17 protein-coding genes are annotated in these 20,117 nt (G+C 66.3%); 10 read left to right on the top strand and 7 right to left on the bottom strand.

Annotated features, from left to right (window positions below; genetic code table 11):
- Nucleotides 1-222: 222 nt before the first annotated feature.
- Nucleotides 223-837 (bottom strand): FxDxF family PEP-CTERM protein, encoded by a 615-nt coding sequence (locus GTZ97_RS01160; protein WP_161648661.1) that lies wholly within the window; start codon nucleotides 835-837, stop codon nucleotides 223-225.
- A 186-nt stretch (nucleotides 838-1,023) separates the two neighbouring features.
- Between GTZ97_RS01160 and GTZ97_RS01155 the strand changes: the two genes are divergently transcribed.
- Nucleotides 1,024-1,785 (top strand): Crp/Fnr family transcriptional regulator, encoded by a 762-nt coding sequence (locus GTZ97_RS01155; RefSeq protein ID WP_330863518.1) that lies wholly within the window; start codon nucleotides 1,024-1,026, stop codon nucleotides 1,783-1,785.
- A gap of 167 nt (nucleotides 1,786-1,952) precedes the next feature.
- Nucleotides 1,953-2,846, top strand: coding sequence for a ferritin family protein (locus GTZ97_RS01150; RefSeq protein WP_161648659.1), 894 nt, complete (start codon nucleotides 1,953-1,955; stop codon nucleotides 2,844-2,846).
- 45 nt (nucleotides 2,847-2,891) lie between these two features.
- On the opposite strand, the gene GTZ97_RS01145 is transcribed toward GTZ97_RS01150, so the two are convergent.
- From GTZ97_RS01145 to GTZ97_RS01130, 4 genes are read right to left on the bottom strand one after another with little or no spacing between them, the layout of a single operon-like run.
- Nucleotides 2,892-3,947 (bottom strand): CaiB/BaiF CoA transferase family protein, encoded by a 1,056-nt coding sequence (locus tag GTZ97_RS01145; protein WP_330863517.1) that lies wholly within the window; start codon nucleotides 3,945-3,947, stop codon nucleotides 2,892-2,894.
- Nucleotides 3,944-6,094, bottom strand: a complete 2,151-nt coding sequence (locus tag GTZ97_RS01140) for a 3-hydroxyacyl-CoA dehydrogenase NAD-binding domain-containing protein (protein WP_161648658.1) — start codon at nucleotides 6,092-6,094, stop codon at nucleotides 3,944-3,946. Before GTZ97_RS01140 ends, GTZ97_RS01145 begins: the two co-directional genes overlap by 4 nt.
- 17 nt (nucleotides 6,095-6,111) lie before the next feature.
- The gene (locus GTZ97_RS01135) at nucleotides 6,112-7,317 is read right to left on the bottom strand and encodes an acetyl-CoA C-acetyltransferase (protein ID WP_161648657.1); all 1,206 of its coding nucleotides are present in this window, start codon (nucleotides 7,315-7,317) and stop codon (nucleotides 6,112-6,114) included.
- Between the two features lie 45 nt (nucleotides 7,318-7,362).
- The gene (locus GTZ97_RS01130) at nucleotides 7,363-8,523 is read right to left on the bottom strand and encodes an acyl-CoA dehydrogenase family protein (RefSeq protein WP_161648656.1); all 1,161 of its coding nucleotides are present in this window, start codon (nucleotides 8,521-8,523) and stop codon (nucleotides 7,363-7,365) included.
- A 276-nt stretch (nucleotides 8,524-8,799) separates the two neighbouring features.
- Here GTZ97_RS01130 and GTZ97_RS01125 point away from each other — a divergent pair, with 276 nt between their 5' ends.
- Nucleotides 8,800-9,447 (top strand): TetR/AcrR family transcriptional regulator, encoded by a 648-nt coding sequence (locus tag GTZ97_RS01125; protein ID WP_161648655.1) that lies wholly within the window; start codon nucleotides 8,800-8,802, stop codon nucleotides 9,445-9,447.
- Nucleotides 9,448-9,477: 30 nt separating this feature from the next.
- Here the strand turns inward: GTZ97_RS01125 and GTZ97_RS01120 are convergent, their stop codons facing one another.
- Nucleotides 9,478-9,618, bottom strand: a complete 141-nt coding sequence (locus GTZ97_RS01120) for a hypothetical protein (protein WP_161648654.1) — start codon at nucleotides 9,616-9,618, stop codon at nucleotides 9,478-9,480.
- Nucleotides 9,619-9,854: 236 nt separating this feature from the next.
- Between GTZ97_RS01120 and GTZ97_RS01115 the strand changes: the two genes are divergently transcribed.
- Entirely contained in the window at nucleotides 9,855-10,832 is a 978-nt protein-coding gene (locus GTZ97_RS01115; RefSeq protein WP_161648653.1) for a GGDEF domain-containing protein, read from the top strand.
- Complete coding sequence (locus tag GTZ97_RS01110; RefSeq protein ID WP_161648652.1) at nucleotides 10,829-12,826, top strand: hybrid sensor histidine kinase/response regulator; 1,998 nt, start codon at nucleotides 10,829-10,831, stop codon at nucleotides 12,824-12,826. Before GTZ97_RS01115 ends, GTZ97_RS01110 begins: the two co-directional genes overlap by 4 nt.
- A 21-nt stretch (nucleotides 12,827-12,847) precedes the next feature.
- Here the strand turns inward: GTZ97_RS01110 and GTZ97_RS01105 are convergent, their stop codons facing one another.
- The gene (locus GTZ97_RS01105) at nucleotides 12,848-13,387 is read right to left on the bottom strand and encodes a MerR family transcriptional regulator (protein ID WP_236650937.1); all 540 of its coding nucleotides are present in this window, start codon (nucleotides 13,385-13,387) and stop codon (nucleotides 12,848-12,850) included.
- A 133-nt stretch (nucleotides 13,388-13,520) separates the two neighbouring features.
- Between GTZ97_RS01105 and GTZ97_RS01100 the strand changes: the two genes are divergently transcribed.
- The 5 genes from GTZ97_RS01100 (at nucleotide 13,521) to GTZ97_RS01080 (ending at nucleotide 20,079) form a co-directional block, all read left to right on the top strand.
- Nucleotides 13,521-15,131 (top strand): acyl-CoA carboxylase subunit beta, encoded by a 1,611-nt coding sequence (locus tag GTZ97_RS01100; RefSeq protein WP_161648651.1) that lies wholly within the window; start codon nucleotides 13,521-13,523, stop codon nucleotides 15,129-15,131.
- A 70-nt stretch (nucleotides 15,132-15,201) separates the two neighbouring features.
- The gene (locus tag GTZ97_RS01095; protein ID WP_161648650.1) at nucleotides 15,202-16,356 is read left to right on the top strand and encodes an acyl-CoA dehydrogenase family protein; all 1,155 of its coding nucleotides are present in this window, start codon (nucleotides 15,202-15,204) and stop codon (nucleotides 16,354-16,356) included.
- 13 nt (nucleotides 16,357-16,369) lie between these two features.
- Nucleotides 16,370-17,200 carry an enoyl-CoA hydratase/isomerase family protein gene (locus GTZ97_RS01090; RefSeq protein WP_161648649.1) on the top strand — a complete coding sequence of 277 codons (831 nt, stop codon included), beginning with the start codon at nucleotides 16,370-16,372 and terminating at the stop codon, nucleotides 17,198-17,200.
- A 7-nt stretch (nucleotides 17,201-17,207) separates the two neighbouring features.
- Entirely contained in the window at nucleotides 17,208-19,184 is a 1,977-nt protein-coding gene (locus GTZ97_RS01085; RefSeq protein WP_161648648.1) for an acetyl/propionyl/methylcrotonyl-CoA carboxylase subunit alpha, read from the top strand.
- 1 nt (nucleotide 19,185) lies between these two features.
- Complete coding sequence (locus tag GTZ97_RS01080; protein WP_161648647.1) at nucleotides 19,186-20,079, top strand: beta-keto acid cleavage family enzyme; 894 nt, start codon at nucleotides 19,186-19,188, stop codon at nucleotides 20,077-20,079.
- The last annotated feature ends 38 nt before the right edge of the window (nucleotides 20,080-20,117 follow it).

The raw sequence follows: 20,117 nt of genomic DNA, 5'->3' as shown, positions 1-20,117 counted from the left end.
GAGTTTGTACTGCGTTGAACCAGGTCCCAGTGACCCGACTCACACCCTGGACAGGTGCGGGGGCAAGGGTGTAGCCGCACCTCTCGCATGTCAACGAATGCAAACCGTGCCGTCCCCTGTTCGCGGGGGGCTTGACAAGCGCGTTTTCCGTGAAATGCGACACGAGTTGAAACGCTTTGCAAGACCTTAAAGGATGAGACTCGAAAAGCACTCAACGGCACGTCATTTGCCAGGCCGCCGGCCCTGCGGCCGGGGCCCCTCCCTTTCTTCTTTGGCGTCATCAGGCGCCAGACGTTCGCGTGCCGCGGCGTACACGGCCCAGCCGACCATGGCCAGTCCGCTGAGGGCCAGCGCGTAAGTCTGCGGCTCAGGCACCGGCGCGGCCACCATCTCGAAAGAGTAAGACCCCTTGGTTCCCGCGCTCGTACCGACAACTTTGCCGCTCACGGTCATCAGGAAGGGACTGGTTTCATACACAAACTCAGTGCTGACCGAGTCGGCCGGGCCAGTGCCAGGGACAGGCACCAGCGCTGGAATGATTGGCGCGCCGCCCAGCGTAGTGAACGCGATGCTGCCAAAATCGATGTTCACCAGATCCTTGAGGCGCACCTCGGTGAACGCGAAACCGATCTCCGCGTAGGGCGCATCGGCGAACTTCCCGCCAAAGGTGACCAGGTAGGTGTCGACAAACGACCCTGGTACGCCCAGAACGTCTTCCGGCAGAGTCGCAAACGTTTTGGATGCCTTTGCCACCTCATAAGGCTGAAGCGTCAGGGCGGAGGCGGACAAGGCGGACAGGGCCAGCAGGGCGGCCATGGAAACGGACTTCAAGGTCATGGTGTGACTCCCATCAGGTAATGATTCGTGAACCATTTCACGAATTCGCAACCATGGTCCGGCCGGGCACAAACCCGAGTCATTGACTTTTCGCACGACCAGTCTGTCACCCCCCAAGACTGGTGACCAGACAGGCGACCGCCTTGTCACCAGTGGGCACTCGCACCAGAATCCGTCCGTTACAAGATGACAGCGTCACATCCAGGGAGTACCGTGAATCCATCCACGCCCGGCCGCAACATGCAGCCCCCGGGGGCAACGGTTGCCGCGTCGCCGCGGCATTGCATGGGTACCCCGCCCCTGGGAGGCTCGTGTCTTGTATGCCGGCTCCGCGAAACGCTCCCCGGCACCGACCTCGTTCACGACGTTCGGCCACACAGCTGGCCTGCCCATTCGGCCATCTACCAGCAAGGGCAGTCGCTTGGCCGAGTCCATGCGGTGTGCGCTGGCCTGGGCGCCCTGCAACAGACCAGCCCGCACGGCGGCGATCGCACGCTGCGCTTGATCGAGCCGGGCGACGTCATTGGGCTGGAAGGGCTGACAGGCCGGGTAGCGCAGTCACAGGCCATCGCACTCACGACAACGCATACCTGCTGCATGCGCATCGACTTGTTGCTTGCCACTGCTCGTCACACGCCTTGGCTGGCTGCAGAACTGCACGCGCTCTGGCTGCGCGCGCTCACACGTGCTGACTTCGTGATCGCCGGACTGTCCACCGGCCCCGCCCGCGCCCGGGTGGCCAGGCTGCTTGCCCACCTATGTGATCTCAGCGGTCCAAGCCATGTGCCAGATCTGTCCCGACACGACATGGCTTCGCTGATGGCGCTGACCACCGAAACCGTCAGCCGGACCATGGCAGCGCTCCAGCGAGAGGGCGCGGTCCAAAGCAGGGGGGCTCTGCTCATCTGTCGGCCAGACGTGCTCAAAATGGCGTCAGAGCTCGATTGAGACAGGCTCGACCACCACACAGACGCGCAACTGTCATCCACTCCGGATACCCTGGCGTAAGAGGTGGCTGATCAGACGATGATCGCTAGACCATTCTGCGGCAGCTATCATCGTTCACGGCCGGACCCGTCCCCGCTTGGCGGGACTCGTTTTTCCTGGAGTGCAGCATGCTCTACCCCGAACTGTTCAGACAACTCGAATCCGTTCGCTGGAATATGGAAAAGGACATCCCCTGGGACCAGTTCGACGCCAGCCAGCTGAGCGAAGAGCAGGCCCAGACCATCAAGATGAACGCCATCACCGAGTGGGCCGCCCTGCCGGCCACCGAGATGTTTCTGCGCGACAACCGCGACGACAGCGACTTCTCGGCCTTCATGTCGGTGTGGTTCTTTGAAGAGCAAAAACACTCGCTGGTGTTGATGGAGTATCTGCGTCGCTTCCGGCCCGACCTGGTGCCCACCGAAGAAGAGCTGCATGAAGTGCGCTTCGAGTTCGACCCGGCGCCGGCGCTGGAGACGCTGATGCTGCACTTCTGCGGCGAGATCCGCCTGCACCACTGGTACCGCCGGGCGTCCGAGTGGCACACCGAGCCCGTCATCAAGGCGATTTACGACACCCTGGCGCGCGATGAAGCCCGCCACGGCGGCGCCTACCTGCGCTACATGAAGAAAGCCATGAACCGCTTCGGCGACGAGGCCCGTGCCGCCTTTGCCAAAGTGGGTGTGCTGATGGCCAGCGCGCGCCGTACGGCCCAAGCGCTGCACCCCACCAACCTGCACGTCAACCAGGCGCTGTTTCCGCGGGACACCATCCAGTCACGTCTGCCCAACCCCGAGTGGCTGGAGCACTGGCTGGACAAGCAGATCCAGTTTGACGCCGTGTGGGAAAACAAGGTGGTTGAGCGCATTCTGGCCAACATGAGCTCGCTGATGGAACGCAGCTTTGGCTCAGTCCAAGACCTCAACCGCTACCGCAAAGAGCTGACCCGCGCGCTGGAGCAGCGCGTGAACGAAAAAATGCAGGCATTGGCACCCAACGATGCCAAGCCTGCATCCGTCTGACCCCCCGATCAGACAAAACCGTTCAAACCGGCCGAGGGCGAACCGTCAGACCAGCGTCCAGGGCTGAACTGGCTGGCCACCCGCGAACAGCGGGTGGGCTTGAGCCTCGTCCAGCGTGAGCACCGGCGTCACACAGGCATCGGCCGCTTCGAACTTGTGCGCCCAATAAGCCAGCGGCTGGCTGGCCACCAGGGCGGCCACCTCGGCCTTGAGTGCCGCCGCATCAGGCGAGCCTGGGAAGGCGCCGCGCTGCCAGTGGCGGTTCACCCAATCCGGGCGCTCGAAGACCTCGCAGGCCACCTTCCAGAACTTGTGTTCGAGCGCCCCCACCGCCAGGTGGCGGCCATCGGCCGTGGCGTACAGGTTGTAGCAAGGCAGACCGCCATTGAGCAGGTCTTCACCGGCCTGGGGGCGCCGCCCCAGGATGGGCGCCAGCAGCGCCGCCGTGGCCTTGGGCATCACCAGGTGGGTGTGCAGCCCATGCGTCATGCTCACATCCACATGGCGACCCCGCCCCGTGCGGCGGGCCTCGATGACGGCGGCCAACACGGCGATGGTCGCCATCGCGCTGCCTGCGGCCAGATCGCCCCACTGCACATTGGATAAGGCCAGCTCGCCCGTGGGCGCACGCATCTGATCCAGCACCCCCGACATGGCCAGGAAGTTCAGGTCGTGACCCGCCTTGCCAGCCCAGGGCCCGCTCTGCCCGAAGCCGGTGATGGAGACCATCACCAGTTTCGGGTTCAGCGCATGCAGGCGCTCCGCATCCAGCCCCATGCCTTGCAGCACGCCGGGGCGGAAGCTGTCGACCATCACATCGGCCGCCGCCAGCCAATCCCGCAACTGGGCCAGATCGGCTTCGTTGCGGAAATCGACCGTGCGGCAGGGCTTGCCGTGGTTGAGCGCCTCGAACAAGGCCGTCAGAGGCCGCGCCGGGTCGCCCTCGGGCGGCTCCACCTTGATCACCTCGGCGCCCAGGTCGGCCAGCATGCGCGTGCTGAACGGCCCCGGCAGGTTGCGCGACAGGTCGATGACCCGCAGACCATCGAGCAAGCCGCTCAGCGGGCCAGCCATGGTGGCGTGGGCAGCGCTCGGGCTCACACCACGTCCTCGAAGCGGCCGCCTTCCTGGGCCAGCTTGACGATGATGGCTGCCGGCTCGAAGCGCGGACCGTAGGCCTTGGCCAGCTCGCGGGCACGTGCGACGAACTGCTTCGGGCCCACCGCATTGATGAACTGCAGCGCGCCGCCCTGGTTGGGTGCAAAGCCCCAGCCGAAGATCGAGCCGATGTTGGTGTCGGCCACCGAGCGCACCACCTTCTCCTCATAGCAGCGGGCGGCCTCGTTGGCCTGCACGTACAGCAGGCGGTCGACCAGTTCTTGCTGCAAGGGCTGTTGGGCCACCGGCGGGTACAGCTTGGTCAACTCAGGCCACAGCGACTTTTCCTTGCCGTTGTAGTCGTAGAAGCCCTTGCCGGCCTTCTTGCCGATGCGGCCTTGCGTGGCGCCGATGTTCTGCAGCACGGCCTGACCGGGGTGGTGGGGAAGCTCCTTGCCTTCGGCCAGCAGGTCCTTCTTGGTCTGCTCGGCGATGTACAGGGCCAGGCTCAGCGAGACCTCGTCTTGCAGGGCCAGCGGCGGCATGGGCATGCCGGCCTTCAGGCCCGCGACCTCGATGGAACGCGGGTGCACGCCCTCGCCCAGCATGGCCAGGCCTTCCATCACGTAGGTGCCGAACACGCGCGAGGTGTAGAAGCCGCGCGCGTCGTTGACCACGATCGGGGTCTTGCCGATCTGCAGCACGTAGTCGAAGCCACGCGCCAGGGTCTCGTCCGAGGTCTTCTCGCCCACGATGATCTCGACCAGCGGCATCTTGTCGACCGGCGAGAAGAAGTGCAGGCCGATGAAGTTGGCCGGACGGCTGGAGGCAGTGGCCAGGCCGGTGATGGGCAACGTCGAGGTGTTCGAGGCGTACACGGCGTCGGCGGCGATGACGGCTTCCGACTTCTTCGTGCACACGGCCTTGATCTCGCGGTCTTCGAACACCGCTTCGATCACCAGGTCGCACCCCTGCAGGTCATCATACGACGTGGTCGGCTTGATGCGGGCCAGCAGCGCGTCGCGCTTCTCGGCGGTGGACTTGCCACGGCTGATGGCCTTGTCCAGCAGGCCTTGCGAGTAGCCCTTGCCCTTCTCGGCGTTCTCGATCGTGGTGTCGAGCAGCACGACGTCGATGCCGGCCTTGGCCGACACGTAGGCGATGCCCGCACCCATCATGCCGGCGCCCAGGATGCCGACCTTCTTGACCTTGCTTTCGGCAAAGCCCTTGGGACGCGACTGGCCCTTCTTGATGGCGTTGAGCTGGTGCCACAGCGTGCCGATCATGTTCTTGCTGGTCTGCGAGACCACACAGGCCGCAAAGTAGCGCGACTCGACCTGCGAGGCCGCATCAAAGTCCAGCAGGCAGCCCTCGAACAGGCAGCTCATGATGTGCGTGATGGCCGGGTAGTTGCCGTGCGCCTTGGCATTGGCCATCGACGGGGCGATCGCCAGCATCTGCACCACGGCCGGGCTCTTGCTGTCGCCACCGGGGATGCGGAAGCCCTTGTTATCCCAAGGCTGCGAGGCCTTCGGATTGGCCAGGCACCAGGCCTTGGCCTTGGCCAGCATGTCTTCGCGGCTGGATGCCAGCTCGGTCACCAGGCCCATGTCCTTGGCCTTGGCCGCAGTCAGTTCCTTGCCCTGGGTGATGAGCTCGAAGCTCTTCTGGATGCCGATCATGCGGGGCACGCGTTGGGTGCCGCCGCCGCCAGGCAGCAGGCCCAGCTTGACCTCGGGCAGGCCGAGCTTGGTCTTGGGGTCGTCGATGGCGATGCGGGCGTGGCAGGCCAGGGCCAGCTCCAGGCCGCCGCCGAGGGCCGTGCCGTTGATGGCGGCCACCACGGGCTTGCCGCTCTTTTCCATGCGGCGCAGCATGCCCTTGAGGTCTTCACACAGCTTGTAGGCTTCTTCCGCCGAGGTGATCTGCGTGAGCTGGTCGATGTCGGCGCCAACGATGAAGGTCGACTTGGCCGAGGTGATGACCAGGCCCTTGAGGTTGGCGTCGGTTTCCAGCTGGTTGACCAGCGCGGCAAACGGCTCGACCAGGGTCGGGTTGAGCACGTTCATCGCGCGCCCCGGCATGTCGATGGTGACCAGGCCGATGCCGTCGGCATCGATCTCGAAAGTGAAGGCTTGAGATTGAGTCATGGTGTGGGCCTCCCGGATCAGACGCGTTCGATGATGGTGGCGATGCCCATGCCGGCACCGATGCACAGGGTGGCGAGCGCCGTGGACTTGCCCGAACGCTCGAGTTCATCGAGGGCGGTGCCCAGGATGATGGCGCCGGTGGCGCCCAGCGGGTGGCCCATGGCGATGGCACCGCCGTTGACGTTGACGCGGTCCATCGACACGCCGAGGTCCTTGGCGGTCTTCATGGGCACGGTGGCGAACGCCTCGTTGATTTCCCACAGGTCGATGTCGCCCGGGGTCATGCCCAGCTTGTTGAGCGCCTTCTTGCAGGCCGGCGTCGGGCCGGTCAGCATGATGGTGGGCTCGGAGCCGCACTCGGCCGTCATCAGCACACGGGCGCGGGGCTTGAGGCCCGCCTTCTGGCCTGCTTCCTTGCTGCCCAGCAACACCAGCGCGGCGCCGTCGACGATGCCCGAGGAGTTGCCGGCGTGGTGGGCGTGGATGACCTTCTCGATGGTCGTGTACTTGTCGAGCGCGGTGGCGTCGAAGCCCATGGTGCCCATCATCTCGAACGAGGGCATCAGCTTGGACAGCGACTCGACCGAGGTGCCGGGGCGGATGGTCTCGTCCTTGGCCAGCATCAGCATGCCGTTGATGTCCTTGACGGGGATGACCGACTTGTCGAAGCGGCCCTCGGCCTGCGCGGCGGCGGCGCGGCGGTGCGACTCGGCGGCGTAGGCGTCCAGGTCGGCGCGCGAGAAGCCTTCCAGCGTGGCGATCAGGTCAGCCGAGATGCCCTGGGGCACGAAGGCGGTGCCGCTGTTGATGCGCGGGTCCATGACCCAGGCGCCACCGTCGGAGCCCATGGGCCAGCGGCTCATGCTCTCGACGCCACCGGCAACGACCATGTCGCCCAGGCCGGCGCGGATCTTGGCGGCGGCCATGTTGATGGCTTCCAGGCCCGAGGCGCAGAAGCGCGACAGCGTCACACCCGCAACCGACTCGGCCCAGCCGGCGTCCAGCACGGCGGTACGGGCGATGTCGGCGCCCTGCTCGCCCACCGGGGTCACGCAGCCCAGGATGACGTCGTCGACCAGCGAGGTGTCGAGGTTGTGGCGCTGTTGCAGGCCCTGCAGCAGGGTGCGCAGCAGCCACACGGGCGTGGCCTGGTGCAGGCTGCCGTCTTTCTTGCCCTTGCCGCGCGGGGTGCGGACGGCATCAAAAATGTAGGCTTCGATCATGTGAAGCTCCTCAGATGTAGGTTGAGTGGAAGACGAAGCCGCAGATCACAGGAAGCGCGAAGCGAGCTCTTTCATGATCTCGTTGGTGCCGCCGTAGATGCGTTGCACGCGCGAGTCGGCCCACAGGCGGGCGATCGGGTACTCCTTCATGTAGCCGTAGCCACCGAAGAGCTGCAGGCATTCGTCGATCAGCTTGCACTGGTTATCGGTGATCCAGTACTTGATCAGTGCAGCGCGGTCCACGCCCAGCTCGCCCTTGAGGTGCGAGACCATGGCCGCATCGACCAGGGCGCGCGAGGCCAGCAACAGGGCCTGGCACTCGGCCAGCTTGAAGCGCGTGTTCTGGAAGCTGAAGATGGGCTTGCCGAAGGCCTTGCGCTCTTTGGTGTATTCGAGCGTGACCTTCATCGCGTATTCCATGGCGGCGATGCCCGCCAGGGCCACCAGCAGGCGCTCTTGCGGCAGCTCCTGCATCAGCTGGAAGAAGCCCATGCCCTCTTGCTCGCCGATCAGGTTGTGCTTGCTCACCACCACGTCGTCGAAGAACAGCTCGGAGGTGTCCTGCGCTTCCATGCCGATCTTGTCGAGGTTGCGACCACGGCGGAAGCCGGGGGCCTCGTCGGTCTCGACCACGAACAGCGAGATGCCCTGGGCGCCCGCGTCCTTGTCGGTCTTGCACACGACGATGATCAGGTTGGCGAGCTGGCCGTTGGTGATGAAGGTCTTGCTGCCGTTGATCTTGTAAGTCTGGCCGTCTTCGGATTTCTGCGCCAGCGTGCGCACACCTTGCAGGTCGGAGCCTGTGCCCGGCTCGGTCATGGCGATGGCACCGATGAGCTCGCCGGTGGCCAGCTTGGGCAGCCAGCGCTTCTTCTGCTCTTCGGTACCGTAATGCAGGATGTAGGGGGCCACGATGCCAGAGTGCAGCGAGCCGCCAAAGCCGCCGATACCGGCTTCACCCTGGGCCAGAACCAGGGCGGCCTCGTGGCCGAAGTCACCGCCGCCACCGCCGTACGCTTCGGGCATCGAGGCGCACAGAAAACCGTTGGCGCCGGCGTCTTCCCAGGCCTGGCGGTCCATCATGCCCTGGGCGCGCCAGCCTTCGTCCTTGGGCTGCCATTGCTCGATCATGAAGCGCTTGGCCGACTCGAACACCATCTTGTGCTCGTCGGTCATCCAGGCGGGGGCGAAGTTTTGAATGGGCATGGGGGTGTCTCCTCGGTTCACGCAATCTGCTCTCACGAACGCGCCGGCCGGCAAACGATCAGGTAATTTGGATTACCCAACACCAAACCTCTGGTTTACCCCAGGTGTTCAGCCACGACACCGGCCTGACGCGCAGCGTGCCCAGTGTTCCTGGCGCACGCCTCAGCGAAGGATATTGACGTTAACGTCAACAATCGGCAAGGGGAGGCGCCACTTTTTTGCGAACGACCGTTCATCTGGTAATAATGATTACCCCAACGGTACGTCACCTTCCCCATGCAAACCGATGCCCGCACCGCCCCACCCGAAACCGCTGTCGAGCGCCGCGCGGCCCTCGACAGCATGCGGGCCGACACGCTTCACCGCCTGGAGAAGGCGGTGCTGGCGCTGTTTTCTGAACGGGATTTTCACGAGGTGAGCCTGCTGGATGTGGCCAAGGCGGCCAACGTGTCGCTGCAGACCATCTACAAGTACTTCGGCAGCAAGGAGGTGCTGGTCTACGCCATGCTGGACGTCATGCTTGGCCGACTGGCCGAGCGCATGATCGACCACCTGCAGGGCATCGACGACGCCCGCGAGCGCTTGCGCAAGACCTTCTGGGTCACGCTCGACTACATGGACAAGCACCCGGCAGTGATGATGCTGCTGTTCACCGCCGTGCCGGTCTCAAGGCACCGCAACATCCGCATCTACGAAAGCCCCGAACTGATGGGCGCCTTCCTGGGGGTGTTCAAGGATGGGCAAGCCCGCGGGGTGCTCAACCGCCGCGTGTCGGCCAAGGTGCTGCTGGACGTCTTCATGGGCCTGGTAGGGCGCGTCGCGCTGATGCACATCGTGCGGCGCGAGAAGCAGCCGCTCATCGAGCAGTTCGACGAACTGTTTCGCATCCTGTGGCGGGCGCTGTCCGAGGACGACAGCGCCTGAGGGGCGCGCCGCCCGCCACAGTGGATCGCGTCACAACAGGATGATGTCGTCGTAGCAGGAAAGCACCTCTTCGGCGTCGTCCTGGCACTGAAAGCCCAGCTTGGGCCAACCGCCGGCGTGCATGCAGGCGGCAAACAGGGCAGCAGGTTGGTCGCATTGGGTGGGGTTCATGGTGTGCTCCTTGCCGTGAGATCGCGTGAACAGCCACGCAAGCCCATGGTGCGCAATGGGGCGCGTTGAATGGAAAGGGGAATCCCTTTGCTGCGCCGCCCACATCGCGTGAACCCGGCCGCTTGATCAGGGGGGACGGCGCCCGGGCACCTCGGGGAAGCCCCGAAAACCCCGGCCGAGCCCTGAGGTTTGGGCCTCAGCAGCCGATATCCAGTCAAGCGATGACCGAATCCACCATGCAAGCCCCACCCCGCCTCACCGACATCCCGCCTGCAGTCGCCGCAGCCGAGCTCGACGCCGTGGCCCGCCTTGCCGCCGCAGCCATGGGCGCGCCAGCGGCCGCTGTCGGGCTGCTGGACGCCGCGCACTTGCGCTTCGTCGCCAGCGTGGGGCTGCCGGTCGACAGCCTGCCTCGAGACGACGCGCTGTGCGACCGCCTCGCGCCGCTGACGCCGGAGCCCCGCCACACGCACGATCTGCTGCAGTGGCCGGCCGTTCGAGCCCATCCGCTGGTCACCAGCCCCCCCGGGCTGCGCAGCCACCTCAGCGTCCCGCTACTGGACGACAGCGGCGGGATACGCGGTGTGCTGGCCGTCATGGACACCCAGGCCCGCGCCTTTCAGCCAGAGGAGCAGGTCCGCCTGCAAGATCTCGCCACCCTGCTGCAGTGTGCGCTGCGCTGCCACGAGCAGGCCACCCAGCTGTCCCAGCTGGCGCTGACCGACGCGCTGACCGGCCTGGGCAACCGCGTGCATTTCGACCGCAGCCTCGAGGGCGAACTGGCCCACGCCATGCGCACGGGCGAACCCTTCAGCGTGCTGCTGCTCGATCTGGATGGCTTCAAGCAGGTCAATGACGGGTTCGGCCATGCCGCAGGCGACGAGGTGCTGCGCGAGGTGGCCCGCCGGCTGGTGCTGCAGGTGCGCACCGGCGACGCCGTCTGCCGCTTCGACAGTGACACATTCGGCATCGTGATGCGCCATGGCGCCCTCGAGTCCGCGGAAGTGCTCAGCCAGCGCATCCGCCGCGCTGTCGCGGCGCCCATTGCGCTGTCAGGCGGGGATGAGGTTGGCGTGGGTGTCTCGATCGGCGCGGCGGCCTATGACGACAGCGTCCCCTCGGGAAAGGCCTTACTGGACACCGCCGAGGAAGCCCTGCGACAGTCGAAGCGGCACAATGAACACCGCTGGAAGGTCTTCATGGGGGTGCGGTGAAGCACGACGATGACGCGTTGACACAAGCCCTGCAGGAAGCCCGCGCCCAGGCCCGGCGCTACCAGCAGGCCTTTGTGCTGTCTGCCACCGGCCAGGCGCTGGTGAGTCTGGATGGCCGCTTCATCGAGGTCAACCCCAGCCTGTGCACCATGCTCGGCTACCCGGCCGAGGCGCTGCAGCAGCGCCGCTTCCAGGACATCACCCACCCGGACGATGTAGGCCATGACGCGCAAGCCGCCCAGGACATGATCCGCGGCGCGCTGAGTCATTTCCGGCGCGAGAAGCGCTACCTGCGCCCGGACGGGCAGACCGTCTGGGCTTTGGTGACCTCGTGTCTGGTGCACGATGAGCAAGGCCAGCCCTCGCACTTCGCGACCGTGATCGAGGACATCACCGAACGCAAGGCCGCCGACCAGGGCCTGCGCGAACGCGAAGCCCTGCTCAGCAGCATGGGCAAGTTCGTGCCCGGCCTGATCCACAAGATCGGATTTGACGCCGCCGGGCGGGCCCGCTTTCTGTACATCAGTGACCGCGCCATGGAGATGTTCGAGCTGCCGCACGAACAGATGGCGCGCGACTACTACGCCCACCACATCCGCGTGCACCCCGACGACCTGGCCTACGCACGGCGGCTGGCCACCGCGCCACCACCCGGGGCCGCGCTCAAGCCGGTGGACTTCGAATACCGCGTGATCCTGCCCTCGCGCGGCCTGCGCGTGTACGGCGGCCATGCCATTCCCGTCACCGAGGCCGACGGCAGCATCGTCTGGTACGGCCACACAGCCGACGTCACCGACAAGAAGGCCCTGGCCGAGGCCAAGCTCGCCGCCCGTGTCGCCCAGGACGCCAACCAGGCCAAGAGCGACTTTCTCTCACGCGTGAGCCACGAACTGCGCACGCCACTGAACGCCGTGATCGGCTTTGCGCAGCTGCTGCGGCTGGACCCGAAGGGCGGGCTGAGCGAAGCTCAGCTCAAGAAAGTGCAGCTCATCGAGGACGCCGGCTCGCACCTGCTGGGCATCATCAGCGACGTGCTCGACCTGTCGCGCATCGAGGCCGGCAACCTGCCGCTGTCGCCCCAGCCCACCACGCCACTGACGGTGCTGCAAGAAGCGCTGTACCTGGTTGAAGGGCTGGCCAGCGACAAGGCCATCCGGCTGCTGGCGCCCCAAGCCGAGCCACACCTGCCTGTGTGGGCCGATCCGATGCGACTCCGCCAGGTATTGGTCAATCTGCTGAGCAACGCGGTCAAGTACAACCGTCCGCATGGCGAGGTACAGGTGCGCATCTGGCAGCAAGATCATCACGTGGCCATCAGCGTGTCCGACACCGGCCAGGGCCTGTCGGCCGAGCAGCTGCAGCGCCTGTTCCAGCCCTTCGACCGCTTGGGGGCCGAACACAGCGGCATCGAGGGCACAGGCATCGGTCTGGTGATCGTGCGCAAGCTGCTGGAGGCCATGCAGGGCAGACTGGACGTGAACAGCACGCCGGGCGTGGGATCGCGCTTCACCGCCTGGCTGCCCGTGGGCCAGGCTCAGCCCGAGCGCATCGTGACGGCCGAGACCGCATTGGTCACGTCGTCCGCGTCGCACGCGCCGCCCCCCCAGCCGCCCAAGATGACGGTGCTCTACGCCGAAGACAACGAGATCAATGCCGAACTGGTGCGCAATGTGCTGAGCCTGCGCCCGGCCTGCCATCTCGTGGTCGCGCCCGATGGCGCTGCCGCACTCGCGCAGGCCCAGGCGGCACCGCCTGACCTCCTGCTGCTCGATATGCACCTCGGTGACATGACCGGCTTCGAGCTGGCCGAAGCGCTCGACCGGATCCCCGGGCTCCAGGCCATTCCGAAGGTGGCGTTCTCGGCCGACGCCATGCCCGACCAGATCCACCGCGCCGAGGCGGCCGGCTTTGCCAGCTACCTCACCAAGCCGCTGGACGTGCAGGCCCTGCTCCGCTGCATCGACACCCACCTCGCACGCGTGGGCGCCCGCTGAACGCACTGAACCCGGGCTGCGTCAGCCGCCCGATTTGCGCTTGGCCGACAACACCGAGCGGCTGTGCGCATTGATGGCCCGCAGTTCGGCCAGCGTCGCGTCGATCTCGGCGCGCTTGGCCTCCAGATCGGCGATGGCCGCATCCGTCTTCTCGATCACGTAGGTCAGCTGCTGGATGCGGCCCTCGCCATGGCGGCCGTACATGTCCAGGTAGTGCTTGATCTCGGACAGCGGCATGCCCAGTGACTTGGCGCGCAGGATGCGGCGCAGCCGCGCGCGGTCATCCCGGTTGTAGACCCGGGTGCCATTGATGCGGCGGGGCGCGAGCAGCCCCTTGGTTTCGTAGAAACGCAGGGCGCGGGGCGACACGCCATAGCGCTCACAGACCTCGGCGATGCCCATCAGGGCGTCGGTTTCGTGTTCGTCCGACAGCGGCCAACTGGCCATGCCCGCGGCGGGCAGGTCAGCATCGATGTCTTCGTCGCCCCACTCGGCATCCCTGGTCGATTTGGCTTTCAGCTGGCGGCCCACAGTGTCTTGCTCCCTTGACGTGCCAACCATGCGGTTGACTCAACGTTGAATTATCGACGAGGAATGACGCGCGACATCGGTGGTTCACCCTATACGCAATCAGTTGACGTTAACGTCAACCTGCGACTACAGTGCAAGGGCACGATCAAGGATGCCACAGACGATGCCCGCCCTGCGCACTGCCCTCACACCCCAGTCACCCGCCTTCCAGGCCAACGTGGCCCGCATGACCGAACGGCTGGACCAGGTCCGCGCCCTCGAAGCCCTGGTGCGCGAGGGCTCGGCCGCCAAACGCGACAAATTCGACAAGCGCGGTCAGTTGCTGCCCCGCGAGCGCGTCGCCCGCCTGATCGACCGCGGCACGCCATTCCTGGAGCTGTCCACCCTGGCCGGGCTGGGCATGCACGACGACGACGGCAAGAAGAGCGTGCTGGGTGGCGGCACCATCATCGGCATCGGCGTGGTGGCCGGCAAGCGCTGCCTGATCACCGCGTCCGACTCGGCGCTCAAGGGCGGCACCATCTCGCCCATGGGCCTCAAGAAGGGCCTGCGCGCGCAAGAGATCGCCCGCGAGAACAAACTGCCCCTGATTGGCCTGGTCGAATCCGGCGGCGCCAACCTGATGTACCAGGCTGACATCTTCGTCGACGGCGGCAAGAGCTTTGCCAACCAGGCGCGCCTGTCGGCCATGGGCATCCCGCAGATCGCCGTGGTGCACGGCTCGTCCACCGCGGGTGGCGCCTACCTGCCCGGCCTGTCGGACTACGTGGTGCTGGTCAAGGGCCGCTCAAGCATCTACCTGGCCGGCCCGCCGCTGGTCAAGGCCGCCATCGGCGAAGACGCGACGGACGAAGACCTGGGCGGCGCCGAGATGCACGCCAGCGTAACCGGCCTGGGCGAGTACCTGGCCGACAACGACGCCCACGCCATCGCGCTGACGCGCGACCTGGTCGACAAGCTGCAATGGGATGCCGTGCGTGAAGGGCCCGCCGTGCCCGCGCCGCTGTACGACGAACAGGAGTTGCTGGGCTGCATCCCCGCCGATGATCGCGAACCCTTCGACACCCGCGAGGTCATCGCCCGCATCGTCGATGGCTCCGACTTCCTGGAGTTCAAGGCCAACTACGGCAGCGAGACGCTGTGCGGCCACGCCCGCATCAACGGCCACCTGGTCGGCATCCTGGGCAACAACGGCCCCATCCAGCCGCAGGGCTCGACCAAGGCGGCGCAATTCATCCAGCTGTGCGACCAATCCGGCACGCCGCTGGTCTTCCTGCAGAACACGACTGGCTACATGGTGGGCTCGGCAGCTGAACACGGTGGCGCCATCAAGCACGGCTCCAAGATGATTCAGGCGGTGGCCAACGCGCGGGTGCCCAAGTTCACCATCGTGCTCAATGGCTCGTTCGGTGCCGGCAACTACGGCATGTGCGGCCGCGGGTTCGATCCGCGCTTCATCTTCAGCTGGCCCTCGGCACGTGTGGCCGTGATGGGCGGCGCGCAAGCCGCCAAGGTCATGGAGATCGTCACGCGCGGCAAGATGGAGCGCGCCGGCATGCCCGTCAACGACGCCATGCTCGAAGGCATGTCGGCCGAAATCAGGAAGCGCCTGGACGCCGAGAGCAACGTGCTGTTCGGCACCGCCCGCATGTGGGACGACGGCGTGATCGACCCGCGCGATACGCGCCGCGTGCTCTCGCTGTGCCTGGATCTGGCGCGCGACGCCGACCAGCGCCAGCTGCGCGGCAACACCTTTGGCGTGGCGCGTTTCTGAGCCATCGCCCACACATCACCCACATATCACCTACACAACGCGTCAACACCGCGACCCGAGGAGACACACCATGCAATTCACCGCCGAGCACCGCGCCCTGGCCGAGACCGTCAAGCGCTTCTGCGAACAAGAGATCAACCCCTACGTGAAGGAATGGGAAGCCGCCGAGATCTTCCCCGCCCACGAGGTGTTCAAGAAAATGGGCAAGCTGGGCCTGCTGGGCGTCAAGTACGACACCGAGTACGGCGGCATGGGCCTGGACTTCTCGTACTCGATGGTGGTGGCCGAAGAGCTGGGCGCCATCCCCTGCGGCGGTGTGCCCATGGCCATTGGCGTGCAGACCGACATGTGCACCCCCGCGCTGCACCGCTTCGGCTCGCACGAGCTGAAGAAGGAGTACCTGGCCCCGGCGATTGCCGGTGACATGGTGGGCTGCATCGGCGTGAGCGAGGCCGGTGGTGGATCCGACGTGGCGGCACTGAAGACGACGGCCCGCACCGAAGGCGACGACTACGTCATCAACGGCAGCAAGATGTGGATCACCAACGCCACACAGGCCGACTGGTGCTGCCTGCTGGCCAACACCTCCGAAGGCCCGGTCCACAGCAACAAGTCGCTGATCATCGTGCCGATGGATGCCAAGGGCATCACCACGCAGAAGATCAAGAAGATCGGCATGAACTCGTCGGACACGGCGCAGATCTTCTTCGACAACGTGCGCGTGCCCCGCCGCAACCTGATCGGCACCGAAGGCGCGGGCTTCATGATGCAGATGATCCAGTTCCAGGAAGAGCGCCTGTACGGTGCGGCCAACTCGCTGAAGATGCTGGACAAGCTCATCGACCTGACCATCGAGTACTGCAAGGAGCGCCACACCTTCGGCACGCCGCTGATCAACAACCAGGTCATCCACTTCCGCCTGGCCGAGCTGCGCACCGAGGTCGAGCTGCTGCGCTCGCTGACCTACCGCGCCGTCGAAGAGTACGTGCAAGGCAAGGATGTCACCAAGATGGCCTCAATGGCCAAGCTCAAGTGCGGCCGCTTGATCCGCGAGGTGGCCGACAGCTGCCTGCAGTACTGGGGCGGTATGGGCTTCACTTACGACAACCCCATCTCGCAGGCCTACCGCGACGGCCGCCTGGTCTCGATCGGCGGTGGCGCCGACGAAATCATGCTGGGCATCATCTGCAAGTTCGAAGGCACGTTGCCCAAGAAGGCACGCTGAGAGGCCCGCAGCGATGAGCTACACCACCATCCAGGCGCAGACCACGCAAGGCGTCTGCACCCTCACGCTCAACCGCCCCGAGGTGCGCAACGCGATGTCGCTGGCCATGGTCAGCGAGCTGCTCGCGGGGCTGAAGGCCGCCGAACAGGACCCCAACGTGCGCGCGGTGGTGGTGCGAGGCAGCGGCGGGCATTTCTGCGCCGGGGGCGACATCTCGGACATGGCGCAGGCCCGCATGAAGCTGGCTCAGATGCAAGCCGCGCCGGATCCGGTTGAAGGACTGAACCCGGTGGCCGAGACCAATGCCGCCTTCGGCCGCCTGTGCCTGGCCTACGCCCGCTCGCCCCTGCCCATCGTCACGGTGCTCGAAGGCACGGTGATGGGCGGTGGTTTCGGCCTGGCTTGTGTGTCCGACGTCAGCCTGGCGCGGGACACCGTGGCCTTCCGCCTGCCCGAGACCTCGCTGGGCATCATCCCGGCGCAGATCGCGCCCTTCCTGGTCGAGCGGCTGGGTTACGCTGAGGCCAAACGCCTGTCGGTGACGGGCGCCAAGATCAAGGCAGCCGAAGCCCTGACGCTGCGCCTGGTGCACGAGGTGCACAACAACGCCGACGAACTCGAAGGCGCGCTGCAGCGCACGCTCGCCAGCATCCTGGCCTGCGGCCCGCAGGCGATCGCCACCACCAAGGGCCTGCTGGCCCGCGCCCGCCTGACCCCGCCCGAACAGCTTGTCGAAGACGCAGCTCGCCTCTTCGCGCAGGCCGTGCTCAGCGACGAGGGCCAGGAAGGCACCGGCGCCTTCATGCAAAAGCGCAAGCCCAAGTGGGTTCCCCAACAAGGTTGATCACATCATGATCACGAAAATCCTGATCGCCAACCGTGGAGAGATCGCCTGCCGCGTCATCCGCACTGCCCGCAAGCTCGGTTACCGCACGGTGGCCGTCTTCAGCGAGGCCGATGCGCAGGCGCCGCATGTGTCGCTGGCCGACGAGGCCGTCTGCATTGGCCCGGCCGCTGCGGCACAGTCCTATCTGAACGTGGAGGCGCTGCTCGCCGCCTGCCGCAAGACCGCCGCCAACGCGCTGCACCCGGGCTACGGCTTCCTGTCTGAGAACGCCGACTTCGCGCAGGCCTGCGCCGACGCGGGCGTGACCTTCATCGGCCCTGGCCCGGAGGCCATCCGCGTGATGGGCGACAAGGCTGGTGCCAAGCGCGCCATGATCGAAGCGGGCGTGCCCTGCGCGCCCGGCTACCTGGGCGACAAGCAGGACGACGCCACGCTGATCGAGCAGGCAGAGCGCCTGGGCTACCCGCTGCTGGTCAAGGCGGTGAGTGGCGGCGGCGGGCGCGGCATGCGCCTGGTGCATGAAAAGGCCGAATTGGCGCAAGCCATCACCAGTGCGCGCCGCGAGGCCCAGAACGCCTTCGGCGACGGCACGCTGATGCTCGAGCGCCTGATCCTGGATGGCCGCCACATCGAGATCCAGGTCTTCGCAGACGCCCACGGCAACGCTGTCTACATCGGCGAGCGCGACTGCACGGCGCAACGCCGCCGCCAGAAGGTGATCGAAGAATCGCCCTCGCCCGTGGTGAGCCCCGCGATGCGTGAGCGCATGGGCCGCGACGCCGTGCTGGCTGCCCAGGCCATCGGCTACCGCGGTGCGGGCACCATCGAGTACATCGTCGATCAGGACCTCAACCACTACTTCCTGGAGATGAACACCCGCCTGCAGGTGGAGCACCCGGTCACCGAAATGGTCTCGGGCTTCGACCTGGTCGAGTGGCAGATCCGCGTGGCCGATGGCCAGCCGCTGCCGGTCAAGCAGGAAGACATCACCTTGAGCGGCCACGCCATCGAAGCACGCCTGTACGCCGAAGACCCGTACGCCGGTTTTGCGCCGCAGACTGGCCCGGTGCAATGGTGGCGCCCTGCGCAAGCACTGTACGAGGGCGTGCGCATCGACGACGGCATCCGCGAAGGCGGGGAGGTCACGCCCCACTACGACCCGATGGTGGCCAAGCTCATCGTGCACGGCCGCGACCGCGCCGACGCCATCCGCCGCCTGATGGCCACGCTGGACGACGCGCCACTGCTGGGTCTGAAGCACAACGCCCGGTTCCTGCGCGACCTGGTCGACCACCCGCGCTTTCGCGCCGGCAGCATGACCACCACGCTGATCGACCAGTGGCAGGCCGATGGTGACCCGATCCTGCAGGCGCCGGTCGCATCTGACGAGGCCTGGTTGATTGCGGGCGCCCTGTTCGGCGCGCGCCAGCAAGGCACGACATCCCTGCTTCGCGCCGACAGCGTCAGCGCATGGGACCTGCCGTTGCAACAAGACAGCATCAAGCGCACCCTGCGCGTGGGCGCAGCCTCTGATGGCGTCTACCGCATGGCGATGAGCCCGCAGGCCGCCCCCGTTACCGTGCGCCTGCTGAGCGACAACGCCGAGCGCGGTGAAGCCCGCATCGAGCTCGATGGCGTGCAGCGCCGCGTGCGCGCGGTGTGGCTGGGCGACACCTTGAACCTCGTCATCGACGCCGCCGTCTTCACCTTCACCGAGGTCTCGGCTTGGCCGGACGCGGGCAACGCCCTCGACCCGAGCCGCGCCCTGGCGCCCGTGGCCGGGACCGTCACCCAGGTGCTGGTGCAGGCCGGTGACGCCATCACCGAAGGCCAGCCGCTGCTCGCCATCGAGGCCATGAAGATGGAAATGTGGCTCAACGCCCAGGCACCGGGCGTCATCAAGGCCGTGCACACAGCCCAGGGCGCCCAGGTGCAGGCCAAGGCCCTGCTGATCGACATCGAACTCACCAAGGACAACTGACATGGACAAGGCCATCCTCACCTGCGCGCTCACCGGCGTGCTCACCGACCCGGCGCAACACCCGGTGCCCGTCACCGCCAAGGAAATGGCCGCCGCCGCGCGCGAGGCCTACGACGCCGGCGCCTCGATCATGCACGTGCACCTGCGCCGCCAGGAGCCCGGCATGGGGCGCTTTCCGAGCTGGGACCCCGCTGTGGCCGGCGAGATCGACACCGCCATCCGCGAGGCCTGCCCGGGTGTCATCATCAACCTGACCACCGGCGTGGTCGGCCCCGACATCAGCGGCCCTTCGGCCTGCATTCGCGCGGTGCGCCCCGAGATCGCGGCCTGCAACGCCGGCAGCCTCAACTACCTGAAGATCAAGGACAACGGCCAGTGGGCCTGGCCGCCCATGCTCTTCGACAACACCGTCGACAAGGTCAAGGCCATGATCGACGTGATGAACGAAACCGGCACGCGCCCAGAGTTCGAATGCTTCGACGTGGGCATCGTGCGCTCGGTGGGCATGTACCGCAAGGCGGGCATGGCCGACGTGCTGGAGTACAACTTCGTGATGGGCGTGGCCTCGGGCATGCCCGCTGATGCGGATCTGCTCAAGCTGCTGGTGAAGTACCGCGAACCCGGCACCATCTGGCAGACCACGCTGATCGGCCGCGAAGAGATCTGGGCCGTACACCAGGCCACGGCCGAGCTCGGCGGCATGCTGCGCACCGGCGTGGAAGACACCTTCTACCTGCCCGGCGGCGAGAAGACCACGGGCAACGGGCAGCTCATCGAGGCCCTGGCGGCGTGTGCGCGCCGTGCGGGTCGCGAGGTGGCCTCGCCCGCAGAGGCCCGCGAGATGCTGGGCCTGAAGCCGGCATCGGCGCATGGGGTGCAGGCTGTGGCGGCCTGAGGTTCGCCATTGTCCTCGCACGTGGCACCGGGGGTGCC

It is taken from the genome of Aquabacterium fontiphilum, from assembly GCF_009909205.1.
Classification (GTDB): Bacteria; Pseudomonadota; Gammaproteobacteria; order Burkholderiales; family Burkholderiaceae_C; genus Aquabacterium; species Aquabacterium fontiphilum.
Note: the sequence above shows the minus strand (reverse complement) of the source record. Positions and strands in the feature narration are given on the sequence as shown.